Raw genomic sequence first — 15,748 nt, forward strand, 5'->3', positions numbered from 1 at the left:
GATATGTTTAAATCAATTAAGTTTAAGTTATTAGGATTTGTAATCCCAGTTATTCTGATATCTTTTACATGTTTAAGTATTTATAGTATTCAAACAAGTAAAGATATTGTGAGGAAACAAATTCAATCTACTATGGAAAGTGAGCTTGGTGGACAAATAGCCATTATAAAAAAAGAACTGGAGGAGATTTCTCAAATCTCTGAAAGTATTGCAGATGCGATAGCAGCAACCTATCAAAATTCAAGCTTGACAGAATATGAATCTTTTTTAAGTAATTTGATATATAACAATGATATGATTTTAGGAAGTGGTATTTGGTTCGAGCCATACATCTATGACCAATCTCAAAAGTATATTGGTCCTTATATCTTCAAAGAAGGGGGAAAGGCGAAAATTACATATGATTATAGTAATTCTGAATACGACTATTTTCAATACGATTGGTATACGCAATCAATCACTACAAAAGAAACAAAAATAACAGAACCTTATTTTGATGAGGTAAGTAATTTGACCATGTCCTCTTGTTCCACTCCTATTATTACAAGTGATGGAACTGTAATAGGAATCATCACTGTAGATATAGAATTGACTGCAATTCAAGAGATTGTCAACAATATCAAAATTGGTGAGGGTGGTACTGCCTTTTTACTAAATAGTGAAGGCGTTTATTTGGCTAGCAATGATGAAACAAAAATTATGACTGTAAATATGAAGGATGAGGAGAATCCTTATCTGGCGAAGATTGGAAACGAATTATTATCTAAGAAAAGTGGAAATGGTGAATATAGTATTGACAAAGAAAAATATACTCTATTTTATGATACCTTAGAAGGTTATAATTGGAAACTAGGTATTACGATTCCACAAAAAGAACTATTTTCTTCGGTTAATCGTATGTCAACAAGCCTAACAATCATATCAACATTATCTATTTTAATATGTATTGTGATAATTTCTCTTGTGATTTCTTCTATTGTTAGTGGTATTATTAAAATCAATAAATCGATTACATTATTAGCTGCGGGTGATTTTTCAAAAGAGCCTGTTAAGATAACATCAAAGGATGAGTTAGGTAAAATGAGTAAGGCTTTAGCGATAATGTATGAGAACAATAAAAATATCATAAAGAATATTACTAGTAGCACAACCGTGATGAATGAAAGCAGTATGCAGTTAAACAAGGCAGTAGGAGAATTATCTTCTCAATTTGATCAGATTAATTCAATTATGCAAAATGTGAACGGAGATATGATGTCTACAAGCGCTGCGACAGAGGAGCTAAATGCTTCGGTAGAAGAGGTGAATGCATCTGTTAATGTATTGGCTGTCGAGACAGAAAGCAGCGCTGAAATGGCGGTGGAGATAGAAAATAAGGCAATCGAGATTCAAAATAGTAGTCGAAATTCCTTTGAACAAGCTGAGAAGTTGGTGGATGTTTACGAAGAAAAATTAAGCGCAAGTATTGAAAATGCAAATGTAGTTGCAAATATAGCAACGCTTGCAAATGTAATTTCTAGCATTGCAGAACAAATCAATTTGTTATCGTTAAATGCTACAATAGAAGCGGCAAGAGCAGGAGAGCAAGGAAAAGGTTTTGCAGTTGTGGCAGGTGAAATTGGTAAGCTAGCTACAGAAACAACAAAAGCGGTGGAAGAAATTAAGAATACAATTGATCAAGTAACGAATGCCTTCAATGGATTGACCATTAATATGAAAGAAATACTAGTATTTTTAACCCAGACGGTGACACCTGATTACAATAATTTTGTAGGTGTGGCTGAGCAATATGGAGAAGATGCAAAGAAATTTAAAGCACTATCTCAAAAAGTTTCAGAGATGTCTTCTAATATTGAGTTAACTGTAACAGAAATTACGAGTGCAATTCAAAACATCACTGAATCAGCACAAAATACGGCACAAAATGGAGCAGAGGTAAGTCAGGCAATCCAACTGGTTTCAGATGTAGTAGGAAACGTAGCAGATCGTTCAGTAGAACAAGAAAATACTGCCATTGAATTGGATGAAATGGTAAGACAATTTAAGCTTTAGATAGAAGTAGGAATAAGAACAGAGTGTGAGCAGATATTACACTCTGTTTTATTTTAGTTCTAAAATGTTAATAGGTCGAATATAATAGTAGTAACAGTAGATGGATTGTGTACAATAGCTCTTTGAAAATATATGATTTTTATGGAGCCAAGGATCCGACAATCGTTTACTATGGCGGAAAATACCATGTATTTTACACTGGTGCGAATCAAAGTGGTGGGTGGCAAATGCTTTATACTTCTGCAAGTACTATATCAGGATTAAAAACAGCAAAGCGTACATATTTGAGTAAAATAGGAGAAAGCTATTTTTGTGCTCCACAAGTATTTTATTATGAGCCACATGGATTGTGGTACCTGGTATATCAAGATGGAACGTATGGAGCAGCATATGCAACGACTAAAAATATTGCGGATCCAACATCTTGGTCAGGACCAAAATCATTTGGAATTTCTGGAAATATGGGCTGGGATTACTATATTGTTTGTGATGATACAAATGCATATATGTATAACACACCAAGTGATGGCTCAGGTAACCTTTATATTAGAAAAACATCTCTATCTAATTTCCCAAGAGGATGGAGCAAACCATCTGTTTCAATTAAAAATACATTCGAAGGAGCGCATGTATATAAGGCAAAAGCAGATGGTAAATATTATCTCATTGTAGAAGATTCAAAGGATGGACGGTATTATGAATTGTGGACGTCAACAAGTGCAGGTGGACCTTGGACACAAGTTGCTGAAAAGTGGGCTCACAGAGGTAATCTATCTTACAATTCAACCAAGTGGACAACAAATGTATCTCATGGAGAATTAATACGCTCTGGTTACAATCAGAAATTAGAAATCAATGATATCAATAAAGTTGATTTTCTAATTCAAGGAACATTAAGCTTATCAGGAGAATATCAAAAGCTGAGATGGGACCTTGGTATGATTCGAAATTACAAGTAAATTTGATGAATGTTGTAGGGGTGTAAAATAATGATGAATCAAAATCATAAGAAATAAGAGGTATACCAGTCAATAGAATTCAAAGAAAGTAAAAGACAAAATAAAAAATAGAATGATACCTATATGGCAAAGCAGTTGGATATAGAAAAGAAGTGATGCTACATTAATAGGCATCACTTCTTTTATGATTTATTTTGTAAGAAGCATCATAATTTCATTGCTTCGAGCAATAAATTTAGTCATTGCTTCAGAGGCAAGTGGCTTATGACTAATCATAGCTAAATCATAAAGCTGTTCACATATCATAGGTACTTGTTCAGAATCTTTATGCTCTAAGATATATTTAACAAGCGCATGATTTGCATTTAAGACTAAGGTTTCATTTGAACCAAACATATTAGGATCCATACCATACATATTGTACATTTTCATCATATCCTGCATACGTCTGCTTTCTTCAGAAAGTGTTATCATGGATGAAATTGACTCATTCTTTAACTTTTCTACTTTCACATCAAGTTTATCATTTTTTAATGCTTTCCTAAATGTTTCAGTTAAAGTATCGATTTCTGCCTTCATTGCTTCAACATCAATTTCTTCTTTAAAGGTTTCTGTTAAATCAGCATCAATTCTTTGGAATTTTAAATCATCATTCTTTTGTTCTAACTGAGTTACAAATGGAGAATCTATGTTATGCGTTAATAATACCGCATTTAAGTTTTCTTGTTTGAACATATGAATGTACTGACTTTGCTGTTGCTCATCTGTTACATAGTAAATTGTCTTCTTTTCTTTTTCCTTTGTTTCATCTGCAGAATTATCTTTCGCTTCATCTGCATTTTCAACAATGATATCTTCGTCTGTTTTAGGAAGATTGGATTCCTTGTATTCGTTTAAGGTTAAGTACTTAGCATTTAAATCCTTAAAAAGAATGAAGTCTGTCATTTTTTCACAGAATTTTTCATCTTTTAAGCAACCAAATTTAATAAATGGACTGATGTCATCCCAGTATTTTTCATAGGATTCACGGTCGGTCTTACACATTCCAGAAAGCTTGTCAGCAACCTTCTTAGAGATATAATCAGATATCTTTTTCACAAATCCATCATTTTGTAGAGCACTTCTTGATACATTTAGTGGTAAATCAGGACAGTCAATTACACCTTTTAACAATAAAAGAAATTCTGGAATCACTTCTTTGATATTATCAGCAATGAATACCTGATTGTTATATAATTTTATAGTACCTTCCATAGAATCGTACTCGGTATTAATCTTAGGGAAATATAAGATTCCCTTTAAATTAAATGGATAATCCATATTTAAATGAATCCAAAAAAGTGGTTCTTTATAGTCCATAAATACTTTACGATAAAAGGACTTATAGTCTTCTTGCGTACAATCATTTGGATGCTTTGTCCAAAGTGGATGTGTATCATTTAATGGAACTGGACGTTTTAATATTTTTAGTTTTTCTGTTCTAGGAGAAATTTCAACAATTTCTTTTTCTCCATTTCCATTTTCTTTTTCTTCGGTTTTTGCTTCCTCGATAATGGTTTCGATTACAGTATCTTTATCTGTCTTTTCTTCTGGTAATATTGTTTCGTACTCTGGTTCTGCCGTTTCATTAATTAAGTAGATTTCTGTAGGCATAAAAGAACAGTATTTTTGAATAATTTCTTTTGCACGATATTCATTTGCAAACTCAAGACAATCTTCATTTAAGAATAAGGTTATCTCTGTTCCAACGCTAGTCTTAGAGCCTTCTTCCATATCAAATTCAGTTCCGCCATCGCACTCCCAATGAACTGGTGTTGCCCCTTCCTTGAAAGAAAGTGTATCAATGTGTACTTCATCTGCAACCATGAAAGCAGAGTAGAAGCCTAGTCCAAAATGTCCAATGATTTGGTCTTCATTTGTTTTATCTTTATATTTTTCTAAAAAGTCAGTTGCGCCTGAAAAAGCGATTTGATTAATGTATTCATTCACTTCCTCGGCTGTCATACCAAGTCCATTGTCAATAAATTTAAGTGTTTTATTTGTAGGATTAATAATTACTTTCACCTTAAATTCATGATTTTCAGGTATGGTATATTCGCCCATGATTTCTAATTTTTTTAACTTTGTAATTGCATCGCAGCTATTTGATATTAATTCACGAAAGAAAATATCATGATCGGAATATAACCACTTTTTAATAATAGGAAAAATATTTTCGCTATCAATTGATAAACTACCGTGTTGTTTACTCATTTTTGTACACTCCTTTTGTCATTCATTTTTACCATTTCTTATATCATAATACCCATTATTTCAAATGTCAAGACAAAATTAGCACTCAATTAGATTGAGTGCTAACAAGAGTTAAATGACTTCAAATGCGATTTCATTTGATTTTAAGAATTTTTGAACCATCATATCCCATTCGTTTTCTAATGACTTATCAAGTGTAAACAATTTTAATGAAGTTCCAGTCGTACAATGTACTTCATTGTTATTGTATTTTATATTTAAGAACAGGCCGTTGATGTCGTTGACACCCAATCCAATGTTAGTTTGATTTAGAAGCTTTTCTACATTGGAAGGCGATAAAAGAAATACAATTTTAAACCCGAGAGGCGTTTTCTTTCCCTTTATAAGTCCAAAGCAGTATGGTTGTATGGTTTCCCAATAAGACATAGATTGTTCTAAAAGATTTTTTTCTTCTAATTCTTCTTTGCTGTAATATTCTTTGTTGATATGTCCATCTATTGTGAAGGAATTATAGGTATTTATCGTTGCTTCCGATAGCATAAAACGATGAAAAGTATCTGAAATTAATAATTTTGACATAAAATCTTTTACGTCAATGATTTTTAATGCAATCAAAGTTATCCCCCAAGTCTTTACTAAAATAATATAGTATCGTATACTGTAACTATTTAAAGCGTTTTTATATTTTGTATACTACCATTATACAGAAATGTTTTTAATAAGCAATAAAAATAAAACAGTTTGTATATTAAAAAGCGAATTGGTGGCATAGAATAACCATAAGAAAAAACAAGGAAGATTTTAACTATTGTCTGATTTTACAATAATTTTATTGAAATTAATTAAAAATAACGTTATAGTAAAGATATAGAGATAGCATATGTTGCGTTTAATTTTTGTTTTATACCAAGTATCTATATAAAATGAAAAGGATGTGGTCTTGCATGAATCAAGTTTATAGTAAGCATTCGTACAACATTTATAAGGTTTCTGATGGTTATATCGTTCACAATACTGTGAAGGACTTTCAAAAGGGTCATACCCATCTCAATAGTTTTAAGTCTGCCAAATATCTTATTGACTTAGCTGTTCATAGGAGTGTTCCGTATCATTTGGACCGCTATCGGTTAATCAGTTTATCCCGAATCACAGATGATGAAGAATATAGAGCCAAGATTTTGGAGCTTGTAGGAAATAAGAAAAACAAATTAAATTATGTCAATAGCATAAGAAAGTGTGGCTAGTTTTTTAGCTCAAATTGCGAAAGAGAAAGTGACAGTTTGGAGGAAGACAATGAGTAAGAAAAGTAACATTGAAAAATTAATGCATCTATTAGAACATGCTACATCACCGTATATGGTTGTAGAAGAAAGTATCTTGCAATTAAAAGAAGCAGGGTTTCAAAAGCTATCATTAAATCAAGACTTTGGACTTAACAGTGGAGGAAAATATTACATTGAACATCATGGCTCCAGTCTATTTGCATTTACAATTGGAGATAAATTTGCATTTCGACAGGGATTTAAAATAGCAACAGCACATACTGATTTTCCAGGATTTCGCATCAAACCAAATCCTGACATTACAACAAATCAATATAGACAAATAAATGTTGAAGTTTATGGAGGACCAATTTTAAATACATGGCTTGATAGGCCATTATCGGCAGCAGGTCGAGTAACTCTAAAAAGTAAACATGTATTTAAACCCGAAATAAGAATAATTGATTTGAAAAAACCTTTGTTTACCATACCGAATGTAGCAATCCATTTGAATCGTGATGTCAATAAAGGGATTGAATTAAATAAACAAACAGATCTCCTTCCTTTGGCGGCTATCGTGAATGAAGAACTTGGAGGTGGAAAATTTATTTCCTATCTTGCAAACGAACTTTCGGTAAAAGAAGAAGATATTCTAGATTATGAATTAAATTTATACAATCTAGATAAACCTAGCTTTTTTGGATTAAATGAAGAATTTATATCTGCACCAAGGATAGACAATGTATCAAGCGTGCAAGCAGCCTTGACAGGAATCATTGAAGGAAATACAAATAATGGAATTAATGTGATTGCATTGTTTGACCATGAAGAGGTTGGAAGTAGAACAAAACAAGGGGCAGGCTCTAGTATATTAGCACTAATCTTAGAAAAAATTCTTCTTAGCTTTGGTAGAGACCGTGCAAAATTTTTATCCGCACTTACGGATAGTTTTATGCTTTCAGTAGACGTTGCACATGGATTGCACCCGAATAAAATAAGTAAGCATGATGTAACAAATCAGCCTGTTTTGGGAAGTGGATTTTGTATAAAAGAGGCTTGTTCACAAAGTTATGCCACAGATAGTGAAGCAATCGGTATTGTTGAACAGTTAAGTATTTATGGAAATGTTCCTTATCAAAAATATATCAATCGATCAGATATTCCTGGAGGCAGTACAATCGGTGCAATCGCATCCATGCATCTGCCAATGAATATTGTAGACGTTGGAATTCCTATTTTAGCAATGCATTCAGCGAGAGAGACTATGGGAGCGAAGGACTATGATTCTTTAACTCTTTTATTAAAAACATTTTTTAGCTATGATAGGTAGAGAAAAAATACTTGGTTTCACGACCAAGTATTTTTTTTGCGTTACGGCGAATACTATTTGTAGTAAGTAAGCTTTTTGTTTAAACTTTTTGCAATAATTGTAATATAAAAATACATAAAAAGCTTTAAATTATTTTATATGTATGCTATTATTAGTAGTAATGAAAACTATATTATGTAGTTAATATAAAATTTGAATAATAAAGCTACTATAAGAATACATATTGGTGGTTTTCTCATAAATTAGGAGGTAACTATGAGCTATAAAATAATTGTAGATAGTTGTGGAGAATTTACTGAAAGATTAAAGAAAGATGAACATTTTGTGAGTGTACCGTTGCAGTTACAGGTAGATGATCATATTATTGTAGACGATGATACTTTTAATCAGGCAGAATTTCTTAGACTTGTGGCAGAAAGTCCAAACTGCCCAAAATCTTCTTGCCCATCGCCAGAAAAATATATGCAAGAATATACGAATGAAGCTGAAAATATTTATGCTGTCACATTATCAAGTCAGTTGAGCGGTTCTTATAACAGTGCTGTATTAGGTAAAAACCTTTATCATGAAGAAAAAGGTGATAAAAATATCCATGTATTTGATTCAAGATCCGCCTCTATTGGTGAAACATTAATTGCCTTAAAAACTGAAGAGTGTGAAAAGTCTGGAATGAAATTTTCAGAAATTATTAAAGTGGTAGAAGAATATATTGAAGGTCTAAATACGTACTTTGTCTTAGAATCTCTTGAAACCTTAAGAAAAAACGGAAGACTTAGTAATCTAAAAGCATTTGTTGCAGGAGCACTAAACATTAAGCCAGTCATGGGTGCAACAAAAGAAGGTACGATCTGTCAATTAGGTCAGGCGAGAGGGATTAATAAAGCACTCGATAAAATGATTAACTTAATTGTAGAACAGGTGAAAGACTCAGAAAATAAGATTCTTGCAATTTCTCACTGCAATTGCCGTGAAAGAGCATTGATGGTGAAAGATGAACTACTAAAAAAATGCAAATTTAAAGATGTAATCCTATGCGACACCGCAGGAGTCAGCAGTTTATATGCAAACGATGGTGGAATTATAGTAGTAGTTTAAAAAACGCATTTATTTTATCCAAAATTTATTGTATAATGTAACTTATCAAAAGAAAAACAAGCGGCTGCGAAGCAGACATTTGTTTTTCTTGATAAGTTAACGAAGGAACAAAGTTCTTGAGTGGATAAGAAGTGCTTTTGCTTCTTATCCCATACTTATCAAAAGAAAAACAAGCGGCTGCGAAGCAGACATTTGTTTTTCTTGATAAGTTAACGAAGGAACAAAGTTCTTGAGTGGATAAGAAGTGCTTTTGCTTCTTATCCCATACTTATCAAAAGAAAAACAAGCGGCTGCGAAGCAGACATTTGTTTTTCTTGATAAGTTAACGAAAGAACGAAGTTCTTGAGTGCATGAGTACTAAGAGAGGATTACACTTTTTAGTATTCATAGCCATGCTATTAAAAGGAGAAGATGAAATGAGTCAGGAAAAAGTAGAACGATATAAAAAAGAAAAAGCCAATCGTAAAGAAACAATAAAAAAAGAAAAAAGAAATGCACTAATTGCTAAGACTGCTGTTAGTCTAGTATTGGTGGCTACCATTGGTTGGATTGGTTATTCTGCTTATGGAGTGATTCAATCCAATAAGCCTGTAAAAGTAGTTGATGTAAATTTAGATTCTGTTAATGGATATTTAGCAGAACTGTCAACCGATTCCTCTCAATAATAATGAATAAACTAGAAGAGATTTTAGCAAATATTACATCTACCCATGTATATATTCAGACTCATAATTTCCCTGATCCAGATGCGATTGCGAGTGCGTATGGCCTACAAAGATTGCTAGAGGTAAAAGGGATACAATCGACTATTTGTTATAATGGAAGAATTGACAGAGTTAGCACAATTCGAATGATTGAGGAACTAAAAATCAATTTATACAATGTGCATGAACTTTCCCATATGACAAAAGAAGATGAAATCATACTTGTTGATTCGCAAAAGGGCAATATAAATGTGGGAGACATGAATGGTCAGATTATCATATGTATTGATCATCATCCATCCAATCACGTGAATAATTATAAATTTACGGATATTCGTAAAGAGATTGGTGCTTGTGCGTCTATTGTGGGAGAATATTTCGTTGAAAACGAGATTGAGATGGATACATTGACTGCAACCGCATTAATTTATGGACTAAAGATTGATACGGCAAACTTAAGCAGAGGGGTTTCCAAGACTGATTTAGATATGTTCTATTATTTGTATCCAAAATGTGATATGGATATTGTTCAAAAACTAGAACATAGTGTATTACAAATCGAGGATTTACATGCTTATGCAAATGCCATCAATAGTATTGAGATAAAGGATGGAATCAGTTTTGCAAACACTGGTGTTGACTGCCCAGAAGCTTTAATTGCTAATATCTCAGATTTTATGATGTCGATTGCAAATGTATATTTATCGGTTGTATATGCTAGAAAAGCAGAAGGATTTAAGTTGTCGGTTAGAAGTAAATATAGCACCTGTGATGCAGGAGAGTTATGTAAAATTGCATTAGAGCATTATGGCAATGGCGGAGGACATGCTCACATGGCAGGAGGATTTATTCCTTTTAACGGCAATAAATTAGAGGAAGAACAACTAATTCAAAAGATTCAAGAGCGCTTTTTGTTTTACGCTGAAAAAATGAGTTCGTAATAGGATTAAAAATATATAGCACCTTTTTTATGGATTCATCCTGTAAAAAAGGTGCTTTTTATCAAACAATAAGAGACTCGTATTTGGCACAAATTTTAGTGATTTTATAAGCTGGAAGCTCATGAATGGAAATAGGAGTATTTACGTTCTCTTGATAGTCACGAAGATCTTTTTCAAGCCAGGTCACATCGTGCCACTGATTGAACTTATAACCAATATTTTTAAAACATGCAAATTCAGTAAATCCCAAAGCCTCATGCAGCTTTATACTAACTGTATTTGCAGAGGTAATGATACTAATAATCTTGTAATAACCTTGTAAATACAGCAAATCAAATAAACAATAATAAAGAGCAGTTCCAATTTTTCTTTTGTGATATTCTGGCGCCAGATAAATAGAAAGTTCTGCATTCCATTGATATGCCATACGCTCAAAAACAGGCCCTGCATAAGCATAACCTGCAATTTTACCATCTATTTCACATACTAACCATGGATATTTTTTTGCGATAGTATGAAAACGGCTTGTAAATTCATTCAAGGAAGGAACGGCATACTCGAAAGTAAATGCCGTTCCTTCCACATATGGCTTATAAATACTAAGAAGTGCAGGAATATCAGAATCAAGTGCCACTCTAATATGAACGCTCATCTTATTTGTCCTTATTTAACTCAGCCATTTTCATTGCACGAACCTTTAGAGATAGGCCGAATAAGTTAATGAAACCTTCTGCATCATGGTGATCATATAACTCACCAGTGGTAAAACTTGCTAAAGACTCACTATATAAGGAGTATGGAGAAGTTGTTCCTGCTTTTATGATATTTCCTTTGTAAAGCTTGAATTTTACTTCACCTGTCACATATTGTTGTGTTGATGTAATAAATGCCTGAATTGCCTCACGAAGTGGAGTAAACCATTTACCTTCGTACACAATGTCTGCATAACGATTCGCCATTTCTTTCTTAAGAGAAAGAGTGGCACGGTCTAAAATTAATTCTTCTAACTGTGTATGAGCTTCCATAAGAATGGTTCCGCCTGGTGTTTCATATACACCACGAGACTTCATACCAACTACTCGGTTCTCTACAATATCGATGATACCAATACCATGTTTACCGCCTAATTCATTTAATTTCTCAATGATTTTGGAGGCTTTTAAGGTTTCGCCATTAAGGCTTACAGGAATACCTTTCTCAAACGTCATAGTAACGTATTCTGCTTCGTCAGGTGCTTTTTCAGGAGTTACTCCAAGTACTAATAAGTGCTCATAGTTTGGTTCGCTTGCTGGGTCTTCTAACTCAAGACCTTCATGGCTGATATGCCACAGATTTCTGTCACGGCTGTAGCTTGAGTCCGCTGAAAATGGTAAATCGATACCATGCTTTTTACAATATTCGATTTCGTCTTCACGAGACTGCATGTTCCAAGTATCATTGCATCTCCAAGGAGCGATTATCTTTAAATCTGGAGCAAGTGCTTTAATTCCTAACTCAAAACGAACTTGATCGTTTCCTTTCCCTGTGGCACCGTGGCAGATAGCAACCGCACCTTCTAATCTTGCAATTTCAACAAGTCTTTTTGCTATTACCGGTCTTGCCATCGAAGTTCCAAGAAGATATTTATTCTCATAAATGGCATTTGCCTGTACGCAAGGGATTACATAATCATCTACAAATTCATCCACGACATCTTCAATATACAGCTTAGTAGCCCCAGATAATTTCGCTCTTTCTTCAAGGCCATCTAATTCATTTCCTTGTCCTACATCTATACACACACATACAACATCGTAATCATAATTTTCTTTTAACCAAGGTATAATAGCGGTTGTGTCAAGTCCGCCAGAATAGGCTAAAATAACTTTTTCCTTCATATAAAATGCCTCCTATTGTTTATTATCTGTTACTTAATATACAACAACAGAATTAGAAATGCAAGTGTAAATTTATACAGTCATATGTAAAAATTATGCATTGTCTTGTATATTTTCGATAAATGAATAAAAGAAGGCAGGTCCGTGTTTAGGAATGAGTTAAGGGATACGATACGCAGTATCAATCTCGCATGTAAATTCGTTTCCAGCATTGCAATTCCGAATAATTACCCTTATAATATTTCTAATCTTTTATGAAATAAGAGGGTATATATATTTATCATGGAACAAAATTATGGAGAAGCGATTCCAAAATATAAGGGTAATCTATGAAAAAGGAAGCAGATTTTTGTTTTTATTTATAAGAAGTGAGGTAACGTATTTTATCTTACATAATAAAATCAACATGGATAAAGAGAACTACGGTAAAAATAGTTTATAAATTTTAAAGAAATTTGATAAAATATGGGTTGCATATTATACGAGATGGGTGTATAATTATGCAATGATTATAAAAGGAGATGTTATTATGGTTAAAGTAGGTATTGTTGGATCAACTGGATATGCAGGTGGGGAATTAGTTAGAATTCTTGCAAGACATAAAGAAGCAGACATTATATGGTATGGATCCAGAAGCTACATTGATCAAAAATATGCTAGAGTGTATCGCAATATGTTTCAGATTGTGGATGCTTCTTGTATGGATGATAATATGGAAGAGTTGGCGAGTCAGGTTGATGTAATATTTACGGCAACCCCACAAGGATTATGCTCATCTCTAATCAATGAAGAAATCTTATCAAGGGTTAAAATCATTGACTTAAGTGCCGACTATCGAATAAAAGATGTTAAGACCTATGAAGAATGGTATAAAATAGAACACAAATCACCAGAATTTATAAAAGAAGCCGTGTATGGTCTATGTGAGATCAATCGAGAGGATGTAAAGAAAGCAAGACTGGTAGCGAATCCAGGTTGTTACCCTACTTGTTCTACACTTTCCATTTATCCGCTTGTAAAAGAAGGTATCATTGATGCCAATACCATTATCATTGATGCCAAATCAGGAACCTCAGGTGCAGGAAGAGGCGCAAAAGTTGACAACCTGTTTTGTGAGGTAAACGAGAATATAAAAGCTTATGGAGTAACCACACATAGACATACACCAGAGATTGAAGAGCAGTTATCTTACGCTGCATGTGAGGATGTAAATATTATCTTTACCCCGCATCTAGTACCGATGAATCGAGGAATTTTAATTACTGCATATGCTTCTTTAAAAAGAGAAGTATCGTATGAAGAGGTAAAAGAAATTTATGACAAATATTATAATGATGAAGTATTTGTTCGAGTATTGGAGAAGGATTTAACGCCAGAAACCAAGTGGGTAGAAGGCAGTAATTATGTAGATGTTAATTTTAAAATTGATACTAGAACGAAACGAATTGTTATGATGGGCGCGATGGATAATCTTGTGAAAGGCGCAGCTGGCCAGGCAGTTCAAAATATGAATTTGATGTTTGGACTTGATGAAGGGATGGGACTTGAGTTAATTCCAATGTTCCCATAAAGGAAAATATATGATTAGAACGATGACAATAGAAGATTATGATAAAGTTCGTGCTTTGTGGGACAGTATAAAAGGCTTTGGAATTCGAAGCATAGATGATTCTTATGACGGAGTAAAACGATTCCTAAAAAGAAATCCAACGACAAGCATTGTGGCAGAAGAAGACGGAAAAATAATTGGAAGTATTCTTTGTGGGCATGATGGAAGACGAGGTTGCTTTTACCATGTATGTGTCGATGAAGGCTACAGAAAGCAAGGAATTGGTAATCAAATGGCCTTGGCTGCCATAGAAGCTTTAAAAGAGGAAAAGATAAATAAAGTTTCTTTGGTTGCTTTTAAGAAAAATGCAGTAGGCAATACGTTTTGGAAAGAATTAGGCTGGGATTTAAGAGAAGATTTGAACTATTATGAGTTTACATTAAATGAGAGTAATACCACGAAATTTGTTTAGAAAGGACGTAAACCAATGAAAGTAATAGAAGGCGGAGTTACATCAGCAAAAGGATTTTTAGCCACAGCTACAGCAGCAGGCATTAAATATAAAGACAGAAAAGATATGGCACTCATCTATAGCGAGTCTGCGTGTGTCTCAGCAGGAACCTATACGACCAATGTCGTAAAAGCGGCACCTGTATTATGGGATAAAGAGTTAACTGAGCATGCACCATTTACACAGGCAGTTGTAATCAATGCAGGGATTGCAAATGCTTGTACGGGAAAAGAAGGATATCAATATTGCAAAGACACGGCAGCTACAGCATCGATGGCGTTAAATATACCTGAAAACAGTGTGCTTGTTGCCTCAACTGGTGTAATTGGAAAACAGCTTCCAATGGATAAAATTGAAGCAGGAATTAAAGCAATGGCACCAACGCTTGGAAAAACGGTAGAAGATGGACATATGGCGGCACAAGCAATTATGACGACAGATACCTGTCCAAAGGAAATCGCAGTTGAAATCACATTAAGCGGCAAGACAGTGACCATTGGAGGCATGTGTAAAGGTTCTGGTATGATTCATCCAAATATGTGTACCATGCTTTCTTTTATTACAACGGACGTTGCCATTTCAAAAGAGCTTTTGCAAGAAGCATTGCGTGAAGACGTAAAAGATACTTATAATATGATATCAGTAGATGGAGATACCTCTACAAATGATACCGTATTGCTTATGGCAAATGGATTAGCAGAGAATGAAGAAATTACTGAGAAGAATGATGATTATAATACCTTTTTGAACGCTCTTAACTACGTAAATACCTACTTAGCTAAGAAAATTGCAGGAGACGGAGAAGGTGCAACCGCTCTTTTTGAAGTAAAAGTAATTGGCGCCAAGTCAAAAGAGCAGGCAGTAACACTTAGTAAATCGGTTATTACCTCAAGTCTAACAAAAGCAGCCATTTTTGGGCATGACGCGAACTGGGGACGAATCCTTTGTGCAATGGGTTATTCTGGTGCACAGTTTGATCCAGATAAAGTGGATTTATTTTTTGAAAGTAAGGCTGGAAAACTTCAGATTATCGAAAATGGTGTTGCACTTAATTATAGTGAGGAAGTGGCAACTAAAATTTTATCAGAGCCAGAAGTAACAGCCATTGCTGATGTGAAAATGGGAGAAGCCACTGCAACTGCATGGGGCTGTGATTTGACTTATGACTACGTTAAAATAAATGCGGACTATCGTTCTTAAGAAAAGAGGAAATAA

Annotated in this window: 15 protein-coding genes; 11 read left to right on the forward strand and 4 right to left on the reverse strand. The window is 33.8% G+C overall.

Annotated features, from left to right (window positions below; genetic code table 11):
• Nucleotides 1-3: 3 nt before the first annotated feature.
• Both F7O84_RS00875 and F7O84_RS00880 read left to right on the forward strand, forming a co-directional pair.
• Nucleotides 4-2,052, forward strand: a complete 2,049-nt coding sequence (locus F7O84_RS00875) for a methyl-accepting chemotaxis protein (protein ID WP_151140819.1) — start codon at nucleotides 4-6, stop codon at nucleotides 2,050-2,052.
• Nucleotides 2,053-2,174: 122 nt separating this feature from the next.
• Nucleotides 2,175-3,011, forward strand: a complete 837-nt coding sequence (locus F7O84_RS00880; protein ID WP_243140775.1) for a non-reducing end alpha-L-arabinofuranosidase family hydrolase — start codon at nucleotides 2,175-2,177, stop codon at nucleotides 3,009-3,011.
• Between the two features lie 189 nt (nucleotides 3,012-3,200).
• Here F7O84_RS00880 and htpG read toward each other — a convergent pair whose 3' ends face one another.
• Nucleotides 3,201-5,264, reverse strand: coding sequence for a molecular chaperone HtpG (htpG, locus tag F7O84_RS00885; RefSeq protein ID WP_151140824.1), 2,064 nt, complete (start codon nucleotides 5,262-5,264; stop codon nucleotides 3,201-3,203).
• A gap of 111 nt (nucleotides 5,265-5,375) precedes the next feature.
• Nucleotides 5,376-5,879 carry a DUF5721 family protein gene (locus tag F7O84_RS00890; RefSeq protein ID WP_151140827.1) on the reverse strand — a complete coding sequence of 168 codons (504 nt, stop codon included), beginning with the start codon at nucleotides 5,877-5,879 and terminating at the stop codon, nucleotides 5,376-5,378.
• 329 nt (nucleotides 5,880-6,208) lie between these two features.
• On the opposite strand from F7O84_RS00890, the gene F7O84_RS00895 reads away from it, so the two are divergent.
• The 5 genes from F7O84_RS00895 to F7O84_RS00915 all read left to right on the forward strand — a co-directional run bounded on the left by F7O84_RS00895 (nucleotide 6,209) and on the right by F7O84_RS00915 (nucleotide 10,596).
• Nucleotides 6,209-6,508, forward strand: a complete 300-nt coding sequence (locus tag F7O84_RS00895; RefSeq protein WP_151140831.1) for a hypothetical protein — start codon at nucleotides 6,209-6,211, stop codon at nucleotides 6,506-6,508.
• Nucleotides 6,509-6,557: 49 nt separating this feature from the next.
• Nucleotides 6,558-7,856, forward strand: a complete 1,299-nt coding sequence (locus F7O84_RS00900; protein WP_151140834.1) for a M18 family aminopeptidase — start codon at nucleotides 6,558-6,560, stop codon at nucleotides 7,854-7,856.
• 255 nt (nucleotides 7,857-8,111) lie between these two features.
• Entirely contained in the window at nucleotides 8,112-8,951 is an 840-nt protein-coding gene (locus tag F7O84_RS00905; RefSeq protein WP_151140837.1) for a DegV family protein, read from the forward strand.
• 416 nt (nucleotides 8,952-9,367) lie between these two features.
• Complete coding sequence (locus F7O84_RS00910; RefSeq protein WP_151140840.1) at nucleotides 9,368-9,616, forward strand: hypothetical protein; 249 nt, start codon at nucleotides 9,368-9,370, stop codon at nucleotides 9,614-9,616.
• A 2-nt stretch (nucleotides 9,617-9,618) separates the two neighbouring features.
• Nucleotides 9,619-10,596: a DHH family phosphoesterase gene (locus tag F7O84_RS00915; RefSeq protein ID WP_151140842.1), complete on the forward strand. Its 978-nt coding sequence runs from the start codon at nucleotides 9,619-9,621 to the stop codon at nucleotides 10,594-10,596.
• Nucleotides 10,597-10,657: 61 nt separating this feature from the next.
• Here the strand turns inward: F7O84_RS00915 and F7O84_RS00920 are convergent, their stop codons facing one another.
• Both F7O84_RS00920 and F7O84_RS00925 read right to left on the reverse strand, forming a co-directional pair.
• The gene (locus F7O84_RS00920) at nucleotides 10,658-11,248 is read right to left on the reverse strand and encodes a GNAT family N-acetyltransferase (protein WP_151140844.1); all 591 of its coding nucleotides are present in this window, start codon (nucleotides 11,246-11,248) and stop codon (nucleotides 10,658-10,660) included.
• Between the two features lies 1 nt (nucleotide 11,249).
• Nucleotides 11,250-12,473: an argininosuccinate synthase gene (locus F7O84_RS00925; protein WP_151140847.1), complete on the reverse strand. Its 1,224-nt coding sequence runs from the start codon at nucleotides 12,471-12,473 to the stop codon at nucleotides 11,250-11,252.
• Between the two features lie 295 nt (nucleotides 12,474-12,768).
• On the opposite strand from F7O84_RS00925, the gene F7O84_RS18900 reads away from it, so the two are divergent.
• The 4 genes from F7O84_RS18900 (at nucleotide 12,769) to argJ (ending at nucleotide 15,733) form a co-directional block, all read left to right on the forward strand.
• Nucleotides 12,769-12,915 carry a hypothetical protein gene (locus tag F7O84_RS18900; RefSeq protein ID WP_192451613.1) on the forward strand — a complete coding sequence of 49 codons (147 nt, stop codon included), beginning with the start codon at nucleotides 12,769-12,771 and terminating at the stop codon, nucleotides 12,913-12,915.
• Nucleotides 12,916-13,002: 87 nt separating this feature from the next.
• A complete protein-coding gene (argC, locus tag F7O84_RS00930) occupies nucleotides 13,003-14,043 on the forward strand; it encodes an N-acetyl-gamma-glutamyl-phosphate reductase (RefSeq protein ID WP_151140850.1) in 1,041 nt (346 codons plus the stop codon).
• Nucleotides 14,044-14,053: 10 nt separating this feature from the next.
• On the forward strand, nucleotides 14,054-14,494 hold the full coding sequence (locus F7O84_RS00935; protein WP_151140854.1) for a GNAT family N-acetyltransferase: 441 nt from the start codon (nucleotides 14,054-14,056) through the stop codon (nucleotides 14,492-14,494).
• A 15-nt stretch (nucleotides 14,495-14,509) separates the two neighbouring features.
• On the forward strand, nucleotides 14,510-15,733 hold the full coding sequence (gene argJ, locus F7O84_RS00940) for a bifunctional glutamate N-acetyltransferase/amino-acid acetyltransferase ArgJ (protein WP_151140856.1): 1,224 nt from the start codon (nucleotides 14,510-14,512) through the stop codon (nucleotides 15,731-15,733).
• The last annotated feature ends 15 nt before the right edge of the window (nucleotides 15,734-15,748 follow it).

The organism is Candidatus Galacturonatibacter soehngenii (assembly GCF_008830185.1).
Taxonomy (GTDB): domain Bacteria; phylum Bacillota; class Clostridia; order Lachnospirales; family Lachnospiraceae; genus Lachnotalea; species Lachnotalea soehngenii.

Coding starts and splice junctions, on each gene's coding strand:
- F7O84_RS00905 (WP_151140837.1), top strand. CDS start 8,112: ATGAGCTATAAAATAATTGTAGATAGTTGTGGAGAATTTACTGAAAGA.
- F7O84_RS00920 (WP_151140844.1), bottom strand. CDS start 11,248: ATGAGCGTTCATATTAGAGTGGCACTTGATTCTGATATTCCTGCACTT.
- argC (WP_151140850.1), top strand. CDS start 13,003: ATGGTTAAAGTAGGTATTGTTGGATCAACTGGATATGCAGGTGGGGAA.
- htpG (WP_151140824.1), bottom strand. CDS start 5,264: ATGAGTAAACAACACGGTAGTTTATCAATTGATAGCGAAAATATTTTT.
- argJ (WP_151140856.1), top strand. CDS start 14,510: ATGAAAGTAATAGAAGGCGGAGTTACATCAGCAAAAGGATTTTTAGCC.
- F7O84_RS00895 (WP_151140831.1), top strand. CDS start 6,209: ATGAATCAAGTTTATAGTAAGCATTCGTACAACATTTATAAGGTTTCT.
- F7O84_RS00875 (WP_151140819.1), top strand. CDS start 4: ATGTTTAAATCAATTAAGTTTAAGTTATTAGGATTTGTAATCCCAGTT.
- F7O84_RS00935 (WP_151140854.1), top strand. CDS start 14,054: ATGATTAGAACGATGACAATAGAAGATTATGATAAAGTTCGTGCTTTG.
- F7O84_RS00915 (WP_151140842.1), top strand. CDS start 9,619: ATGAATAAACTAGAAGAGATTTTAGCAAATATTACATCTACCCATGTA.
- F7O84_RS00925 (WP_151140847.1), bottom strand. CDS start 12,473: ATGAAGGAAAAAGTTATTTTAGCCTATTCTGGCGGACTTGACACAACC.
- F7O84_RS00900 (WP_151140834.1), top strand. CDS start 6,558: ATGAGTAAGAAAAGTAACATTGAAAAATTAATGCATCTATTAGAACAT.
- F7O84_RS18900 (WP_192451613.1), top strand. CDS start 12,769: ATGGAGAAGCGATTCCAAAATATAAGGGTAATCTATGAAAAAGGAAGC.
- F7O84_RS00910 (WP_151140840.1), top strand. CDS start 9,368: ATGAGTCAGGAAAAAGTAGAACGATATAAAAAAGAAAAAGCCAATCGT.